The organism is Synechococcus sp. JA-2-3B'a(2-13) (assembly GCF_000013225.1).
Classification (GTDB): Bacteria; Cyanobacteriota; Cyanobacteriia; order Thermostichales; family Thermostichaceae; genus Thermostichus.
Map to the genome: position 1 here is coordinate 1,296,873 of NC_007776.1, position 17,463 is coordinate 1,314,335.

The following is a 17,463-nucleotide window of genomic DNA, read 5'->3' on the forward strand; positions in this document are numbered from 1 at the left end:
GAATCGTCAACAAGATTCTGCTGCGGGCAAGCGAAGAATAAACGTGGTTTGGTGGGCAGTGCTTTCCACCTGCAAAGAGCCGCCCAAGTGGTTGGCAATGGCTTGGGCCAGAGCCAATCCCAAGCCTGTTCCCCCCTGCTGCCAGGGATCCGAGTGGGGGATGCGATAAAACTGCTCGAAAATGCGTTCTTGTTCTTCGAGGGGAATGGTGGTGCCCGTGTTGGTCAAGCGCAGCTCCCAGCGGTCGGAACCCAAAGCAACAACCTCTAGGACAATGTGTTTGCCGGCGGGCGTGAATTTGTGGGCATTGGTCAAAAGCTCACAGACCAAGCGTTCCAACAGGCGGGGATGGGTGTGCAGATAGGGCAGGTGGGGATCCCAGTGAACTTCTAGGGTTTGCTGCCGCTTGCGCATCCGGTCTTGGAACCGATTGATAAGAGGTGCCAAAAGGAGAGGCAGGTTAACCTGCTCAGAGGGCAGCTTGAGCGTATTGCCCGACAAATTTTGTAGATCCAGAAGATCGTTAATTAGGGAGATCTCTCGCTCGCACGCCTGCTCCAGAACCTCAAGATACTGGATTTGCTTGGGGGTGAGAGGAGAAACTTGATAGCTCAGTTTCAGCAGGTGAACCGAGAGGCTAATGCTGGTAAGGGGAGTGCGCAGCTCATGGGAGACGGCGGCCAGGAAGTTATCCCTAATTTGGCTGAGTTTTTTCAATTCCGTCACCTGAGCCTGGCTGCTGAGGTAGAGCCTGGCCTGTCGCAGGGCAATCGCGCACTGGGCCGCCATTTGCTGGGCCAAATCGATTTCCCAATCGCTAAAACTGATACATTCACGCTGAACTCTCCTGAACATGGTTCAGGAAAGAAGCGATCGCATCCTGCCTATCTCTGTTCGCGTCAGCGGGACGGAGTCCAAGCAGGAAGGCGGTATCCCGCAAAGCCCTGAGGAATACCCCCCGAGCGCTTTCCCCCTTCACTTCCCGGCAACCGTTGCGGTGGACTCAAGGATCAGGGGGAAACTTGGTCTACTATATCCCTCTCAATGACTTTTGCCAAACCGCCTAAAGCTCAGTAAATTCAGCAAAGTTCAGGGTTTTGGGGGTTAGAGGCATGCTCTCCTCAGGAGGCCGAGCCAGCCACAGATCCCCAAGAATGCCCTGATCGTCCGCAATGGGGCAGGCCAGCTTGGTCAGATAGGGGGGCAGAGTGTTGGGATCCCGTTGGTGATCCCGAGCGCACAGTTGAAAGCACCAACCTCGCCATAGCTGTTCGTAGAAGAGGGGAAAATCTTTCATCTGAACCCGAGCCCCGACCCCAGAGGTCGAAAGCGTCGTGTATTCATAGCTGATCAGGGAGTAGGTTCGGCGGCTATCGTAAAGGCCGACATTGCAAAAAAGAACGCCCAAAAATTTCCCCAGCTCGTTCACAACTGTCTGCAAGATCTGCCTTTCATCCAGAGTTGCCCGTATCTGATGGATGAGGCGGCGCAGAATCGATTCAAACTGCAGACTGCGTTCCAGTTGCTGGGTTCGCTGTTGCACCAGGGCTGTTAACTCAGCTTCTCGCGTTTGCTGGGCCAGCTCCAGGCGCTTGCGCAGAGTAATATCGCGCACCAAAACAATGGCCTCATCCGGCCCAAAGGGCAACAGACGGGCCTCGCGATATTCCGGCAATGCTTCCGCAGTGTCTTGAGAAGTTTTGGGAAGCGGATATTCAATAACCTGAATTTCTCCCGTTTGAAAGGCTTTCTCTAGCAAAGGGGCAAAGTAGGTTTTCCAATGCTCTGGAAACAGATCTTGAATGTATTGGTTGAGATAGCGGTCATCGGGATAGGCGAATGCAAATCCTCTGGGGGGCTTATAGGACAAGACTAGCCCTTGCCGATCCACTTGCAAAAGCATATCTGGGATCGCTTCGTAAAGAGCGCGGTAACGTGCTTCGCTGCGGGCCAGATCGGCCAAACTTTCTCGCAGGTGAGTTTCGGCCCTTTTTCGCTCGGAAATATCTTCTAGAAATTGGATGGCAAACAGAGGCTCGTTTTGAGCGTTTCGCACCGCGAAGAGTTGTAAGCGAACCCAGATCTCTCTGCCATCTTTACGGCAAATCACCTTTTCATATTCATAGTTGTTGGTGTACCCGGAAAGCAGTTCATTCCAGAGTATCTCGCCCCGTTCTCGGTCTTCGGGATAGGGAGTGTAATCTTCCGCTTTCAGAGCCGACCAATCTTCCTCGCTGTACCCTGTAATCTCTGCCATTGCCGGGTTGAGGCTGAGATACCGGGGATCAGGATCCAAGCTCATCAGAGCAATCCCTTGGCTACAGAAGTTGAAGATCCCCTGCAATTGGTTTTGAATTTCCTCAAGAGCAGATTTGATGGATCGGCGCTCGCTAATATCATCCAGGAAGTAAACGGCAAACAGAGGCTTTTGTTCTTCATCTCTCACAACATAAACCTGAGACTTTACCCAGATGATTCGGCCATTCTTACGGGTGTAGGGATGTTCCCATTCATAATGACTGCGCCGGCCATCAACCAACTCCTGCCAAAGTTTTTTTAGAGTTTCAACATCGGCCAAGTCTGGGATACAAGCCTCCAGAGGCAAAGCCTTCAATTCCTCTGCAGAATATCCTGTTATATCCTTGAGGGCTGAGTTCATGCCATGCGGACTAGCTTCTGGCTCAAGAGGCAGCAGAGAGATGCCCAAATTGCAGGACTCCACAATTCCCCAGAATCGCTGTTGAATCTCCAACAAGGCCAGCTCTAGACGCTTACGCTCGGTAATATCTTGAATGCAGCCAAGCACGCAATTTGCTCCGTAGGGAACTATGCAAATTTCTTGGTAACGGAGCTCTCCCGCTGAGTTGGTTAGGGGATATTCCAAGGTTTGCTGGGATCCGCTGCTCAAGCAACGGTCAATCAGCCTCTGCAGTTGATCGCCAACCTCAGGGCCGAACAGCTCTCCCACTGCTTTTCCCTGAATATGCTCTGCTGAGAGTGAAGCAAAATAAGTATTCTCCGGGGAAGAAATCGGCTCTAGGCATTGGCCTTCTCGGCTAAAAATCATCAAGGCTTGTGGAATAGCGCAAACCAGCCTTTCGTAGCGGAGTTGGCTCTCTGCAAGCGCTTGTTCAGCCTGCTTCCGCGCCGTGATGTCTTCCACATACCCCTCAAAACAGAGGGGATCCCCTGCCGGATTGCGGACAACTTGAATTTGTTCTCGCACCCACAAGTCCAAGCCCTTGCGACTGTGGATCAAAAACTCTTGCGCCACTCTCCCATCGCCGACTTTGCCTGCAAGCAGATCCTGGAAAATCTGACGACGACCGGCAGCGTCAGCATAGAGATGATGGCCAAAATCCGACAGATGGCGCATCAAATGGGCAGAGGAAGTATAGCCGTATATCTTGGCAAGCTTGGCATTTGCAAACCGGTATCGTCCCTGCAGATCCACACGAAAGATCCCAATGGGGGCATTTTCCAGGAGCACATCAAGTTCGGCCAGCATCAGGATCCCCTATGTTTTCGCAAGCAGTACCAGGGCACTAAGAACGCCTGCCCCTGAGATTATGTATCATTTTTGCTTTGAGCGATGTTTTCCGCACTACAAGTTCCCCCGTGATCTCGTAAAATCACGGGCGAGGAAGGGTGCTCAGGCTTCTGTGGATATCACCCCACCGAGTGCTGGGGGAGCAGGGATCCCTGTGCGGATTCTCAACTACTCCACCTGCGCTGTCTCCGGGGATTCCGCCTGAGTTTCCGGGTGAAAGTAGCGGTAAATCTGCCGGGCAATCTTCGGGCCAATGCCGGGCACTTGGGCCAGCTGGTCTTCTGAAGCCACCTGAATGCGGGCAATCGACCGAAATTCTTCCATCAGCAGCTTTTGCCGATACTTGCCCAGGCCGGGGATCTCGTCCAGCGTAGAGGCATGTTGACGCGCTTTCCGTTGCTGGCGATGAAAGGCGAGAGCAAATCGGTGGGCTTCATCTCGCAGGCGTTGCAACAACAAGCGAGCCGGATCTTGGGCCGGCAACCGCAAGGGCACAGGATTCCCCGGCAGAAAGATCTCTTCTTCTCGTTTGGCCAAGGCAATCACCGGCAGGTGATCCAGCCCCAAATCCGCCAAGACGGCCATGACTGCCGACAACTGCCCCTTGCCCCCGTCGATGAGCACCAAATCCGGCTGATCCTCAGGGGTCATTTTGCTGAAGCGACGCCGGGCCACTTCTGCATGGCTGGCAAAATCATCGGAGTGACCGGGGCGCACCTCAGGGTTGCGAATCTTGTAGCGGCGGTAGTGCTGTTTGGCAGGCAGGCCATCGATAAACACCACCTGACTGGCCACAGCATCGGATCCCTGGATGTGGGAAATATCGTAGGCTTCTAGACGGCGGGGCACATCCGGCAAATCCAAGACTTCTGCCAAGCGCTCCAAGGCCGCGGCATCCCGATCCGCCAAGCGCTGAGTGCGGGTTAGCTCCAGTTGGGCATTCCGCTCAACCAACTCGATCAGCTCGGCTTTGCTCTGCCGTTGGGGGGCAACAAGGCTGACCTTGCGGCCTTTTTTCTGACTCAGCCAAGACTCCAGAAAATCGTGATCGGGCAATTCATACTGGGTCAAAATCTCAGAGGGAATTTCCACCGGATCGCAGTATTGATAATGCTCTTGTAAAGCCCGCTGCAAGATAAGGCCTGGGTCGTCACCGCGGTTTTCGGCCACAAACCCCAGCCGCCCCACCAACTTGCCTGCCCGCACCTGAAACAATTGAATGCAGGCTCGTGAATCATTCATGGCCAAGGCCAGAGCATCACGGCTGACGGTAGAGTTAGGCAAAGAGACCTTCTGGGATTCTCCCAATTGTTCCAAACCGCGAATTTGATCCCGATATCGTGCGGCTGCCTCGTAATTTTCCTGTTCGGCGGCCTGGATCATCTTCTCCTGCAGCTCTCGGATCAGCTCATCTGTCTGGCCTTGGAAGATCATGGCCACTTGAGTCAGCGTTTTGCGATACTCTTCTGGGCTGATCAAGCCTTGGCATACCCCGGGGCAGCGCCCAATGTCGTAGTTCAAACAGGTGCGATCTTTGTACAGAGGTTTGGGCCGTTGGCGCAAGGGAAAAATTCGTTTGACCAACCCAAGGGTATGGCGCAACAGGCCAACATCGGTGTAGGGGCCATAGTATTTGTCTTGATTCCGATCAAGGCGACGATGGCGGGTGATGTAAAGCTGGGGATAAGGCTCCGACCAGGTAATACACAAATAGGGATACTTTTTGTCATCCTTGAGAAGAACATTGTAGGGGGGCTGATGGGTTTTAATCAGGTTATCTTCTAGGGCTAAAGCTTCACTTTCATTGTCGGTTACGATAAACTCGATCTCGCAAACCTGAGCTACCATGCGCTGAATGCGAGGGGACAGGTCGCTGGTGAAGCGGAAATAAGATCGCACTCGAGAGCGCAATTTCTTGGACTTGCCTACATAGAGGATCTGATCCGTGGCATCTCGCATTAAATATACGCCGGGTTCAGCAGGAATCTCCTTGAGACGGCTCTCTAGAACGTCACGGCTGTGAATCAGAGGGACGGTCATAAAGTTCAGTTCTACCGGGTAGAGTCAGGGATCCCATGACTTCAATCTAGCAAGGATATGGCTTTTCTCGGCAACACTGACTCCAACCCATGTGGAGACACAGTCATTCTGAACAATCATTCTGAACAAGTTTGGGAAGCTCGTCCTGCTTTCAAGCTCCAACCTGCTAGCACAAATGGCAATAGCTCGTCGCATCGCAGGATCAAAGTACCTCTTTTGACGGGTAGACCTCCATGATTTGGGAAGGATAAGTTGATTTGTGATTAACATAATTTTGTCCAGAGTTCTGGTAGTTCATTTACATAAGATATAGCAGCAATGGAAAGTCGCTTAAGTTTATTAACTAGGGATATATTGACTTCTGAGACAATCTTTTGAGTAGATTCAGGTATAAATTGCCTGTGACAATCCTGGCATCGATAATGCTGCTTTCCATTATGGATCTTGTCGTATCTAAGTTAAAAGAATGACGGCTTGGGCAAGTCAGCATGAGCTTACTCAGAAACACGAAAAATCTAGGGTAATAGTATCATTGCTCCCAGAGCACCACCAGTATAGTCAATAGGGCAAGGGCTCCGTCCCGCTGGCGCGACCCGAATCTCTGAGCTCTATCCTTACAATTGAGCTCCTGGATCCTGGCCTATGTCTTGCTGCAGGGCGGCCAAGTCTATCTTTGGCTTCTGGGTCTTGACTTTTGTCGGCCTGAGGTCTTCTAGGTTCAGCCAGCGATAGACCGTTGCACGCCTGACTTTGTACATTTGTACATCTGTTGTACATCTGTGGGGTTGCCCTCTTCCTGGACATACCCTACGGCTGTCTCCCTACCGCAGTTCTCCACAGGGCCAGTTGCCAGCGAGCGGAGCCGGTGTGAGCTGGCGCATTCGCCCTAGCTTTCTCAGATCGTCCGCAGTCCGTCGGGGAAAGCTGCAGAAGAAACTCGAAAAATCTGTTCATGGCGAGCTTTTTTGTCTTTACTTCGCTGAGCCGATTGCCCCAACGGTTGCCCTGTTGGCAAGAGCCAGCCGTGACTTGAGACTGCCCCCCTTTTCCTGTCGGATTGGAGTGCGATATGCTGGTTTTCCACCTCTGAAAGCGTGATTTATTCCAAACTGTTTTTACTCCTATGAATCCCCATCCCTCTCAGGTCTCGGCCCCTATCCTGCAGGAAAACTGGCACTTTCAAGAGCGGGATGCTTGCGGGGTCGGCTTTTTGGTGAATCAGCAGGGGAGAGCCAGCCACGACCTCTTGCAGAAAACCCTTCAGGCCCTCACCTGTATGGAACATCGGGGTGGCTGTGGCGGCGACGGCCAGAGCGGTGATGGGGCGGGCATTGCAACGGCAATCCCCTGGTCGCTGTTGCAGGCAGAGAGGGAAGAAATTCGAGCTTGGGATCCCACTCACAGCGCGGTGGGGATGGTCTTTTTGCCTCAGGATCCTGCTGAGTGTCAGGCGGTGCAGCAGGTGATCGATGAGTACTTGACCACCACCGACTGGCAGCGGGTGGTTTGGCGGCAGGTACCGGTCAATCCCAATTGCCTGGGGCCGATGGCGCGGCAGACCATGCCCTCCATTTGGCAGATGCTCCTCACCCATCCCACGCTGGAAGGAGACGAGCTAGAGCAGCAGCTCTATCTGTTGCGGCGGCGCATTCGGCGGCGGGTAGAGGCTCGGTTTGGCTTTTATGCTCTGTATTTTGCCTCTTTGTCCTGCCGGGTTGTCGTTTACAAAGGCATGGTGCAATCGTCGGTTCTGGGCCAGTTTTATCGAGATCTGCAAAACCCCCTCTACACCACCACCTACGCCACCTACCACCGCCGCTTCAGCACCAATACCCTGCCGCGTTGGTCGCTGGCTCAGCCTTTCCGCTACCTCTGCCACAACGGCGAGATCAACACCTACCTGGGCAATGTCAACTGGATGGCCGCCCGCGAACAAACCCTTTCCCATCCCCGCTGGGGTACAGCGGTCGAGGATCTGAAGCCGATTATTGACCCGGGCACCAGCGACTCAGCAGGTCTGGACGCTGTGTTTGAGCTGTTGATTCAGTCGGGCTACTCCACTCAGCAGGCGATGATGGTGCTGATCCCGGAAGCCTATCGCAACCAGCCAGAACTGCAGAATCACCCGGAAGTGGTGGATTTCTACGAGTTCTTCGGCGGCCTGCAGGAGCCTTGGGATGGCCCGGCGATGGTGGTTTTCTGCGACGGCAAAACCATCGGGGCCACGTTGGATCGCAATGGCCTGCGCCCAGCCCGCTACGCTCGCAGCCGCGATGGTCTGCTGGTGGTGGCCTCGGAAGCTGGCGTGGTTCCTCTGCCGGAGACCGACATTTTGGAAAAAGGGCGGCTAGGCCCGGGGCAGATGCTGACGGTGGATCTGCAGAGCGGGCAAATCTGCAAAAACTGGGAGATCAAAACCCAGGTGGCAGCCCAGCACCCCTACGGCGAATGGCTCAAAGCCCATCGCGTTCAGCTCAGCACCCAAGGCTTTGAAAATACCCCTCACCTCTCGGAAGAACAACTGTTACAAGCCCAAACCGCCTTCGGGTACTCCTCAGAAGATGTGGAGATGATCATCGAGGAGATGGCGGCTACGGGCAAGGAGCCCACCTTCAGCATGGGGGACGATGCACCGCTGGCTGTGCTGTCCACCCAGCCTCATCCCCTCTACGACTATTTCAAGCAGCGCTTTGCCCAGGTCACCAACCCTGCCATCGATCCCCTGCGGGAGAGCCTGGTGATGTCTTTGGATGTGTATCTGGGATCCAAGGGCAACCTGCTGGAGATCCGCCCTGAGCATGCCCGCCTGTTGCAGTTGCGCAGCCCGGTGCTCAACGAAGCGGAGCTGGCCGCTCTGCAGCATACCCCTTTTCCCTGCCACACGCTCCCGATTCTCTATCCGGTGGCTGCCGGCCCAGAAGGACTGGAGGTCCAGGTACGGGCCCTCTGCCAGCAGGCGGCCCAGGCGGTGCGGGGGGGAGCTGAGATTTTAATCCTCTCGGATCGCGGCCTTGATGCCGAGCAGGCTCTGATCCCACCTCTGTTGGCGGTGGGCGCCATCCACCATCACCTCATCCAGGAGGGGCTGCGCCTACGCGCTTCCCTGGTGGTGGAGACTGCCCAATGCTGGAGCACCCACCACTTTGCCTGCTTGATCGGCTACGGGGCCAGCGCCGTTTGTCCTTATCTGGCCTATGAAGCTGTGCGGCAGTGGTGGCACAAGCCCAAGACGCAAACCCAGATGGCTGCCGGCAAGTTGCCCCAGCTTTCCCTGGCCGAGGTGCAACTGAAGTACCGCGCCGCCATTGAGGCAGGGCTGCTCAAGATTCTTTCCAAAATGGGCATTTCTCTGCTCTCCAGCTACCACGGAGCGCAGATTTTCGAGGCCATTGGCCTGAGCCAAGAGGTGATCGATCTGGCCTTCCGCGGCACGGTGTCGCGGGTGGGAGGCATGACGCTGGCGGATCTGGCCCGCGAGGGCATGGTGAATCACCAGCGGGCCTTTCCCGAACTCACCTCGAAAAAGCTGGAGAACTTTGGCTTTATCCAGGCGCGGCCCAAAGGCGAATACCACATCAACAGTCCAGAAATGGCCAAACTGCTGCACAAGGCCATCGAATCGGGTCAGCCTGCCCACTATGAGATCTACAGGGCGCACCTGCGCAGCCGCACCCCCACCGCGTTGCGAGACCTGCTGGATTTCCGCAGCGACCGGGATCCCATTCCCTTGGAGGAAGTGGAACCGGTGTCGGAGATTTTCAAACGCTTTGCCACAGGTGGGATGTCCTTGGGGGCCCTCAGCCGCGAGGCCCACGAGACCCTGGCCATTGCCATGAACCGCATCGGCGGCAAGTCCAACTCCGGTGAAGGCGGGGAAGATCCGGAACGATACCTCCCCATCACCGATGTAGGCCCAGATGGCACCTCGGCCCGCTTTCCCCACCTGAAGGGGCTGCGCATGGGGGACAACGCCAGCTCGGCGGTGAAGCAGGTGGCCTCGGGCCGCTTTGGCGTGACACCGGAGTATTTGCTCAACGCGCGGCAAATTGAGATCAAAATTGCCCAGGGGGCCAAGCCGGGCGAGGGCGGGCAACTGCCGGGCAAAAAGGTCAGCCCCTACATCGCCAAGCTGCGCCGCTCCAAGCCGGGGGTGACCTTGATCTCGCCGCCGCCCCACCACGACATCTACTCCATCGAGGATCTGGCGCAGTTGATCTTCGACTTGCACCAGGTGAACCCCCAGGCACAGGTGTCGGTGAAGCTGGTGGCGGAGGTGGGCATCGGCACAGTGGCGGCAGGAGTAGCCAAGGCCAACGCCGACATCATCCAAATCTCCGGCCATGAAGGGGGCACAGGGGCTTCCCCCTTGAGCTCCATCAAACATGCCGGGGCACCTTGGGAGTTGGGCCTGGTGGAGGTGCATCATACCCTGCTGGAAAACGGCCTACGGCAGCGCTCCATCCTGCGGGTGGATGGCGGCATTCGCACGGGTTGGGAAGTGGTGATGGCGGCCATGCTGGGGGCAGAAGAGTTTGGCTTTGGCACGGTGGCCATGATTGCGGAGGGGTGCATCATGGCGCGGGTGTGCCACACTAACAACTGCCCTGTGGGAGTGACCAGCCAGAAGGAGGAGTTGCGCAAGCGCTTCCCCGGCACGCCAGATCACGTGGTGACCTTCTTCACCTTTGTGGCGGAGGAGGTGCGCCAAGTCTTAGCGCAACTGGGCTACCGCTCTCTGAAGGAGGTGATTGGACGGGTGGATCTGCTCTGTCCGCGGGCCGATGCGGTTCTGCAGAAGACCCAATCCTTGAACTTGGAGTGTCTGCTGCGAACTCCCCCCGGTTTTGATCCCAACACCCTGCCCGACTGGTTGGAGCATGAGCCGGTGCATTCCAACGGCCCGGTGCTGGATGAGCAGATCCTGGCTCAGCCGGAGGTGCAGAAGGCGGTGGAAACCTGCGGCACGGCCACGGTGGAGATCCCTATCGCCAACACCGACCGCTGTGTGGGCGGGCGCATTGCCGGAACCTTGGCCCGCTTGTACGGAGATACCGGCTTCGCCCAACAGGGGGGGCAGTTGGATCTGCGCTTTGTCGGCAGCGCCGGCCAGAGCTTTGGCGCTTTTACACTGGCGGGGATGCGCCTGACCCTGACAGGAGAAGCGAATGACTACGTGGGCAAGAGCATGTGTGGCGGCGAGATCGTCATCCTGGCTCCCCCTGAGGCGCCCCGCGATCCGGCGGAAAATGTAATCCTGGGCAACACCTGTTTGTACGGGGCCACGGGCGGATCCCTGTTTGCCAACGGCCAGGCGGGGGAACGCTTTGCGGTGCGCAACTCGGGAGCGCAGGCGGTGATCGAGGGATCCGGCGACCACTGCTGCGAGTACATGACCGGTGGGGTGGTGGTGGTGCTGGGGCGGGTGGGCCGCAACCTGGGAGCGGGGATGACCGGCGGCCTTGCCTATGTGCTGGATGAGGAGGGCAACTTCCCCGCCAAGGTCAACGGGGAGATCGTGCGCATTCAGCGGGTGCAGACAGCAGCAGCAGAGGCACAACTGAAGAGCCTGATCCAAGAGCACTATCGCCGCACCCATTCCCCCAAAGCGGAGCGCATTCTGCAAAATTGGGAATCCTATTTGCCTCTGTTTTGGCAGGTGATCCCGCCTTCGGAGGAGGGCAGCGAGCTGACGGATCCCTTGCGATCCCAGCCGCTGGCAGTGGAGTCTTAAGGATCTCTCAGAGCCTGCCGGTAACACTTCTTATCCCCACGACGGCCAGAGAGGCTGGTAAACTGCGAGAGTATACCTGGCCTTTTCATCCGCTTTAAATCACTATGAGTCCCAGTTTGCAAGCTGCTCAAACTCAAGCGCGAGTGCCCACCGAGACCATCCTGACGCCGCGCTTCTACACCACCGATTTCGAGGCCATCGGCAAAATGGGCTTAGGGGATCGAGAGGCCGATTTCCGGGCCATCCTGCAGGAGTTTCGCGCCGACTACAACCGCCATCACTTCGTCCGGGGTGAGGAGTTCAACCAAGATTGGGAAAGTCAGCTCGATCCGGAGGCGCGGCGGCTGTTTGTGGAGTTCTTGGAGCGCTCCTGCACAGCCGAGTTCTCCGGTTTTCTCCTCTACAAGGAGCTGTCGCGCAAGCTGAAAGAGACCAACCCCGTTTTGGCCGAGTGCTTTGCCCTGATGAGCCGCGACGAGGCCCGCCATGCCGGCTTCCTGAACCGGGCTATGGGCGACTTTAACTTGGCCTTTGACCTGAGCTTTTTGACCAAGCACAAGTCCTATACCTATTTCGCGCCGCGTTTCATCTTCTATGCCACCTATCTCTCGGAGAAGATTGGCTACTGGCGCTACATCCTCATCTACCGCCACCTGGAGGCCCATCCCGAAGACCGCATCTACCCCATCTTCAACTTCTTCAAGAACTGGTGCCAGGACGAGAACCGCCACGGCGATTTCTTTGCGCTCATGCTCCTAAGCCAGCCGCGGCTGCTCAAGGGATGGGTGGCCAAGCTGTGGTGCCGTTTCTTCTTGCTGTCGGTGTTCGCCACTATGTACCTCAATGATGTGGGAGAGCGCCCGGATTTCTACCGCCTCATCGGGCTGGATCCCCATGCTTATGACATGGAGGTGATCTACAAGACCAACCGCGAGGCGGCCAAGGTGTTCCCGGTGGTGTTGGATGTGGAAAACCCTGAGTTTGTGCGGCGGCTGCAAAAGTGCGTGGCCAACAACGCTAAGCTGAGGGAGATTGCCCGGGGATCCGGCCCCTTCAAGGGTTTGCGCAAGCTGCCCCTCTACTTGGATAACTTCTATCAGTTTTTGCGGCTGTTCCTCCTGAAACCTCGGAAAGCTGGCTTCTACCTGTGGGAGCAGCCGGAGCCCCGTTTTGAAGGAACGGCTGTTTCTGCTTGAGCCGTCTTGCCCTCAGCTTGGTACCCGTACAGCCTCATAGGTCAGCCATGAACATTGCCGCTGAGATTACGCCGCTCTTTTTGCTGGGAACGCTGGCCTTTTTGGGTTGGGGCTTCTGGAGAGCCCGTCGGCGGGGATCCTTAGCCGTTTGGGTGTGGTTACAGGGATCCCTGCTGCTGCTGCCCTGGGTGGTCTTCCTAGGGCTGTTGCTGCTGGGGATCTACCTCAATTTTGCAGGCTTCCTGGTGTTGCTGTTGGTCTTTACAGGGCTTTACATTGCTGTGGGGCGCAAGACCCGCCAGTTGGCCCAGCAGGAGCTGCAGGCCCGTCGCGAGCAGTTGGCTCGTCTGGAAGAGCAGGGGGAAGCCCCTTCGGCAGGGGAGGCGCCTTTGGAAGCGCCTGCGGTTCTGCAGCGGATCTCGGCTGAGGATCTGCAGGCCATTCAGTCTATTTTCGGCCTCGATACCTTTTTCGTCACCGAGACCGTCCCCTATGGGGAAGGGGCAATTTTTAAGGGCAACCTGCGCCAGGAGGCGGAGGTGGTGGTACCCCTGCTGGTGGAGAAGCTCAAAGAGCAGGTGGGCAGTCGCTACCAGCTCTTTTTGGTGGAGGATCCGGCGGAAAAGCCGGCGGTGGTGGTCTTGCCGGATCCCATCGTCAATTACCGCGCTTCCGTGGGGGCGCAGATCCTGGCGGGGGCGTTGCTGGTCTTCAGCTTCGTCGCCACGTTGGAGGTGGGAGCCAATCTCTTGGGCTTCCGGCTGTTGGATGCGCCAGGGCGCTGGGTGGAAGCCCTGCCGGTGGCGGCCGGGATCTTCGCCATCTTGCTGGTGCACGAGACCGGACACCGCTGGATGGCGGGCAAGTACGGCGTGCGCCTCAGCCCTGCCTTTGTTATCCCCAGCTTGGGCATTGGCACGCTGGGATCCCTAAACCGCATCCAATCGCCGGTGCCCAGCCGCAAGGCCCTCTTCGACATTGCCTTTGCCGGCCCGGCAGCGAGCGGGATCCTGTCGCTGCTGGTGCTCTTGGCTGGCCTGAAGCTCTCCGGCTCCGAGGGTCTGTATGTGCCCACGGAGATCTTCCGCAGCTCCATCCTGGTAGGCACCCTAGCGCGGCTGGTGCTGGGATCCCAGTTGCAGGCGGAGCTGGTTCCCATTCATCCTTTTGTTGCCGTGGGCTGGATTGGCCTGGCAATCACCGCCTTGAGCCTGCTGCCGGCAGGGCAGCTGGACGGGGGTCGCATTGTGCAGGCGGTGTACGGGCGGAAGACGGCGGCCCGCGCCACCTTCATCACCCTGATTGCCTTGGCGGTGGCGGCCATCAGCAACGTCTTGGCCCTCTACTGGGCGCTGCTGATCCTGTTCATCGCCCGCGAGCCAGAGCGTCCACCGCAGGATGAGATTACTGAAACCGACGGTCAGCGGGATGCTTTGGCATTGCTGGCCCTCTTTTTGATGGTCATGACCCTGTTGCCGATTGCTCCGGCCTTGGCGGGCTTTCTCAATTTCCCCAACGGCTGATGGGGTAGAGGCCCAGGATCCGCCGGCGAGAGGAGCTCACTGTGTCTGGACCGGGGAAAGGCTTTGGCCTAGGCAGAGCTGGAAAGGACAGAGGAGAGCACCTGCAGCGTCTGTTGGCCCAAGCCGTTCGCCATCACCAGGCAGGGCAATGGCCACAGGCTGTCTCACTTTGCCAGCAGGTGCTGCAAGCCCAGCCCACCCACCCCGAGGCACTGCACCTCTTGGGGGTCTGTCGGCAGCAACAGGGATCCCTGGACGACGCGATTGCCCTGATCCGGCAGGCCCTTGCCCACCAGCCCTGGTTTCCCGACGCCCACTTTAATTTGGGAATTGTTCTCAAGCAGGCGGGGCAGCTGGCGGAGGCGAAAACTCACCTGCAACTGGCCCTAGAGCAGGGGGGGCCGGACGCGGAAGTTTTGTACCAGCTGGGGCTGGTGCTGCGGCAGCAGGGGGATTTGGAGGCGGCCCTTGTCCCCTTGGGACAGGCCCTGGAGCTGCAGCCGGACTTTGCCGATGCCGCCTACACCCTGGCCATCCTGCTGCGGGATTGTGGCCGGGAGGAGGAAGCGGCGGAGCTGTTCTACCAACTCTGGCAAGCGGATCCCGCCGACTTGGCCGCGGCCCTGGGCTGGTGTGTTAGCCAGTTGCCCTTGCTGTACGCCTCGGCAGACCAAGTTTCCGTGGCTCGGGAGCGCTACCGCCAAGCCCTACAACAGGTGAAGGGCCGCTGGGAACACCTGCCGCGGGATCCCGAAACCCTGGAGCGAGCAGCTGCCGGGATCGGCTCCGTCCAACCCTTCTTTTTGCCCTACCAAGGCCAGAACGACCGCGATCTGCAGCAGCTCTACGGATCCTTGGTGAGGGACGTGATGGCGGCCCGCTATCCCCAGCCCTCCGTCCTCTGGCAGCGACATCCTGGCCGAGTGCGGGTGGGCATTGTCTCCGGCCTGTTTCGGGATCACTCCGTTTGGAAGATCCTGACTCGCGGCTGGGTAGAAGCCCTGGATCGTGCTCAAGTGGCCCTCTACGGCTTCCACACCTCGGTCATCCAAGATGAGGTCACGTGCTCCCTGCCCCCTCGTTTTGAGCACTTTGTGGCCGGATCCCGCAGCATAGAAGAATGGCAAGCGGCTATTCGAGAGGCACAGCTGGATGTGCTCCTCTACCCGGAAGTGGGCATTGACCCGGTCTGTGCCCAACTGGCCGCCCTCCGCTTGGCGCCAGTACAGGCGATGGCCTGGGGCCACCCGCAAACTTCTGGCCTGCCGACAATAGACGTTTTCCTCAGCAGCGAGCTGATGGAGCCGCCGGACGGGGCCGGCCATTACACCGAGCAGCTCCTGCCCCTGCCTGGCATCGGCACCTACTATATTCCCCTAGAAGTTGACCCCGCCCCTGTGGACTGGCAAGCTTGGGGGGTGGATCCCGACAGGGTGCTTTACCTCTGCGCCCAATCCCTATTCAAGTACTTACCTCAGTACGACGAGGTGTTCCCCCGCATCGCCCGGGAAGTGGGGAAGTGTCAATTTCTATTTTTGCGGGGCCGCCTCTCCCAAGGGATCCGCGAGCGCTTTTGGCAGCGGCTGCGACGAGCCTTTCAGGCCTATGACCTAGCTGCCGAAGAGTATGTGGTGCTCCTACCGGAACTCTCGCCTGCAGAATATGCCGCCTACAACGCCCTGGGGGATATTTACCTGGATAGCCTCGGCTGGTCAGGGGGCAACACCACCCTGGAAGCCCTGCCCCACGGCCTGCCCATCGTCACCTTGCCCGGATCCCTGATGCGGGGCCGCCACACCTACGCCATCCTGCAGCAGATGGGGATCCTGGATACCATCGCCCACACCCTCGATGAATACGTCCAGATTGCCAGTCAGTTGGGCTTGGATCCAGAGTGGCGAGAGCAAATGGGCCAACAGGTGAAGAGGCGCCAGGAGCGCGTCTACCGGGATCCCGCGCCGATCCGCGCTCTGGAAGAGTGGTTGCGAAGCCTGAAGACCTGAGGGGGCAGTTTGGGTGAAAGGATAAACGGGCGAGTGTTGTCCTCTTGAAGGGATCCCGGACAGATGGCAGGATAGGCGGGGTTGTCTTGCCGGGCTTTGCCCATGTCTTCTGAGTCTGCTCCCGGTCAGTTCCCCAGGCCGGAAAACGCCCCCGACAACTTGCCCTCCCTTTCAACGCGCCTGAAAGAGATTGCCGTGGTATTCCTGCGGCTGGGATCCCTGGGTTTCGGCGGCCCCCAAGCCCACATCGCCATGCAACACGATGAGGCGGTGATCCGGCGGGGCTGGATGAGCCAGGAACAATTTACCGAAGGGGTGGGCCTATGTGAAATGTTGCCAGGGCCAGCTTCTACCCAGATGGGGATCTATGTCGGCTATGTGCGGGCAGGCTGGTTGGGGGCGGTGCTGGCGGGGATTTGCTTCATTGCCCCTGCTTTTGTGATCGAGGTGATTTTTTCTTGGCTTTACTTTCGCTTTCAGGGGGTGCCGCAGCTAGAGGGGATGTTTTTTGGGGTGGCCCCGGTGGTGATCGCCATTATCCTGGCCTTTTGCTGGAAACTGGGCCGTAAAGCTGTGAAGGATTGGAGCCGGGGGCTGATCGCGGTGGCGGCCTTTGCCCTGCTGCTGATCGGGGGGGTGAATATCCTGTTGCTGTTCGGGCTGGCGGCTCTGGTGGGGCTGCTGCTGTATGGGCCCAAAAAAGGCCCACTATCGGGGATCCCGATTTTACTCCCTTGGCCAGTATTGACGTTGGCCCAGACGGTAGTGGCCACGGTTCCACCGGAAACCCTTATCCTGAGCAGCTTTTGGGGTCTGGAGCGGATTGGTGCCTATTTCTGGCCTTTGACCTTGTTTTTCCTGAAAGTAGGCGGCACCATCTTCGGGGGAGGGCTGGTGATCATCCCCTTCATCGCCGACGAGGTGGTGGATCAGTTGGGCTGGTTGACGCCGACAGAGTTCTTGGATGGGGTGGCCATTGGGCAATTTACTCCTGGCCCGGTGGTGCTGACGGCAGCCTTTATCGGCTACAAGGTGGCAGGGGTGCTGGGGGCCCTGACGGCAACAGTGGCCATCTTTGCCCCTTCTTTTGCCTTTATTTTGCTGGCAGCTCCGGTTCTGTTGCGCATACGGCACAATGCTTGGGTGAAGGGATCCCTGCAGGCAATTACCCCAACGGCCCTGGGGGCTGTTGCTGCGGCTACAGTGCCCTTGGCCCAAAATGCGCTGCTACAACAAACAACTCCCGCTTCGCTGGTGGCTTTGGGGATCGGGGTAGCGGCCTTCATTGCCTTGATGCGCTTTCGCCAGCCCACTTGGCTGTTGGTGTTGATGGGAGGGGGGGCGGGTTTGCTGGCCCGAGGTCTGCTGGCCTAAAGGTTTTGCTCCCTGGCCCTGCTTTCTCCTTGGGGGTGAGGGAATG

At 58.0% G+C, this 17,463-nt stretch carries 8 protein-coding genes and 1 pseudogene; 5 read left to right on the forward strand and 4 right to left on the reverse strand.

Annotation, left to right across the window (positions count from 1 at the left end):
- Nucleotides 1–6: 6 nt before the first annotated feature.
- The 4 genes and pseudogenes from CYB_RS05930 to CYB_RS15655 all read right to left on the reverse strand — a co-directional run.
- On the reverse strand, nucleotides 7–801 hold the full coding sequence (locus CYB_RS05930) for a sensor histidine kinase (RefSeq protein WP_187147269.1): 795 nt from the start codon (nucleotides 799–801) through the stop codon (nucleotides 7–9).
- Between the two features lie 262 nt (nucleotides 802–1,063).
- Complete coding sequence (locus tag CYB_RS05935; protein ID WP_011432877.1) at nucleotides 1,064–3,508, reverse strand: PAS domain S-box protein; 2,445 nt, start codon at nucleotides 3,506–3,508, stop codon at nucleotides 1,064–1,066.
- A gap of 210 nt (nucleotides 3,509–3,718) precedes the next feature.
- Nucleotides 3,719–5,590, reverse strand: a complete 1,872-nt coding sequence (uvrC, locus tag CYB_RS05940; protein ID WP_011432878.1) for an excinuclease ABC subunit UvrC — start codon at nucleotides 5,588–5,590, stop codon at nucleotides 3,719–3,721.
- A gap of 614 nt (nucleotides 5,591–6,204) precedes the next feature.
- A pseudogene (locus CYB_RS15655) lies at nucleotides 6,205–6,354 on the reverse strand (IS630 transposase-related protein); the annotation flags it as partial.
- Nucleotides 6,355–6,713: 359 nt separating this feature from the next.
- On the opposite strand from CYB_RS15655, the gene CYB_RS05950 reads away from it, so the two are divergent.
- From CYB_RS05950 to chrA, 5 genes are all read left to right on the forward strand, one after another.
- Nucleotides 6,714–11,321, forward strand: coding sequence for a glutamate synthase-related protein (locus tag CYB_RS05950; protein ID WP_011432880.1), 4,608 nt, complete (start codon nucleotides 6,714–6,716; stop codon nucleotides 11,319–11,321).
- 104 nt (nucleotides 11,322–11,425) lie between these two features.
- Entirely contained in the window at nucleotides 11,426–12,517 is a 1,092-nt protein-coding gene (gene acsF / locus CYB_RS05955) for a magnesium-protoporphyrin IX monomethyl ester (oxidative) cyclase (protein ID WP_011432881.1), read from the forward strand.
- Between the two features lie 47 nt (nucleotides 12,518–12,564).
- Nucleotides 12,565–14,040, forward strand: coding sequence for a site-2 protease family protein (locus tag CYB_RS05960; RefSeq protein ID WP_011432882.1), 1,476 nt, complete (start codon nucleotides 12,565–12,567; stop codon nucleotides 14,038–14,040).
- Between the two features lie 41 nt (nucleotides 14,041–14,081).
- The gene (locus CYB_RS05965) at nucleotides 14,082–16,043 is read left to right on the forward strand and encodes a tetratricopeptide repeat protein (RefSeq protein WP_011432883.1); all 1,962 of its coding nucleotides are present in this window, start codon (nucleotides 14,082–14,084) and stop codon (nucleotides 16,041–16,043) included.
- A gap of 102 nt (nucleotides 16,044–16,145) precedes the next feature.
- Nucleotides 16,146–17,417, forward strand: coding sequence for a chromate efflux transporter (gene chrA, locus CYB_RS05970; protein WP_011432884.1), 1,272 nt, complete (start codon nucleotides 16,146–16,148; stop codon nucleotides 17,415–17,417).
- Nucleotides 17,418–17,463: the final 46 nt, after the last annotated feature.